Below are 1311 nucleotides of genomic sequence, written 5' to 3'. Positions count from 1 at the left end.
AACGGCCTTCTGTAATGCATGGTACATGGTGAAGGGGGGCAGTATTCCAAGTTCCAATTTTGAGAGGAGTTGCTTTGAATGGAGCAATCAAAACTCGTGGAAAGATTGGAAGGTTATCGCCGTCGAAACAATGCCGACCATTGCTATGTTAACGATGACCTTTACCGATTGTTCTACAACAAGGACTTGTACATCATTGCTTACAACTCCGTAAAGTCCAACGACGGAGCGAAGACCTCTGGCGCTGATGGCACCTCCCTGCATGGCTTCTGCGAGGAATGGATTACGGAACTTATCGCTTCCATGCGCGACGAGTCCTACCTGCCTCAGCCAAACAGAACAACGATGATACCAAAAAGCAATGGTAAAATGCGCAAACTTAGCTTTCCAAACGGAAAGGACAAGCTCGTTCAGGAGGCAGTCCGCATTATCCTGGAGTGCATCTACGAACCTACCTTCTCAAACCTTTCTCACGGCTTCCGGCCAAAACGGTCTACACAAAGCGCCATAGCTGAGGTGGAGACGTGGAGAGGTTCAATTTGGTTTATTGAGGGGGACATATCCGCCTGCTTTGATGAAATCGACCATCGCACACTTGAAACGATACTTCGTGAGCGTATTAACGACGAACGTTTCATCCGGCTTATCAATAAGATACTCAAGGCCGGTTACTTCGACATGCGGCACATTTACCACGGAACCAAAACCGGAAACGCACAGGGTTCTTGTTGTAGCCCCATACTCTGCAACATCTATCTCGATAAACTGGACAGATTCATGGAAAACATTATCGAGGTGGACACCACAGGTGATTACCGCAAGCAAAATCCTGACTACGCCAAAGCAAGATACCTTTACAAAAAGGCGATCAGCAACGGCAGCGACCCAAAAACCATTAAGCACCTGAAATATAAAATGGAGAACCTCCCGTCCAAGGACAGCTACGACCCCAATTTCCGCAGAGTGAAGTATGTGCGATATGCTGATGATTTTCTGATTGGCCTGATTGCTCCCAAGGCTTATGCCGTTGACTTGAAGCAGAAAATCAAGGAGTTCCTGAAAAACGAACTCTGCCTAAGGTTAAGCAACGAGAAAACCAAAATTACACATGCCGTAGATAGTGACGTGACCTTTCTCGGATATATCATTCGCAAGGGCGCTGTCAAACACGGAAAATTTCAAACCAACCCTTTTGACTCAACCATCCGTATTTACATGAATACGGATGGTATTCTGAAAAAGCTACGTGAAAACGGTATGTGTACAGGCAATGGCTATCCCAAAGGTATCACTCGCCTCTTTAGAGAATCT

General features: G+C 46.3%; 1 protein-coding gene. It reads left to right on the top strand.

Annotated features, from left to right (window positions below):
* Window positions 1–78 precede the first annotated feature (78 nt).
* Window positions 79–1311 (top strand): reverse transcriptase/maturase family protein (locus ACYQ3Q_RS28250; RefSeq protein ID WP_459931716.1); only part of this gene is annotated, 1233 nt, incomplete at its 3' end.

Source organism: Desulfosporosinus burensis (assembly GCF_054657535.1).
This window is presented reverse-complemented; position numbering and strand designations above follow the sequence as displayed.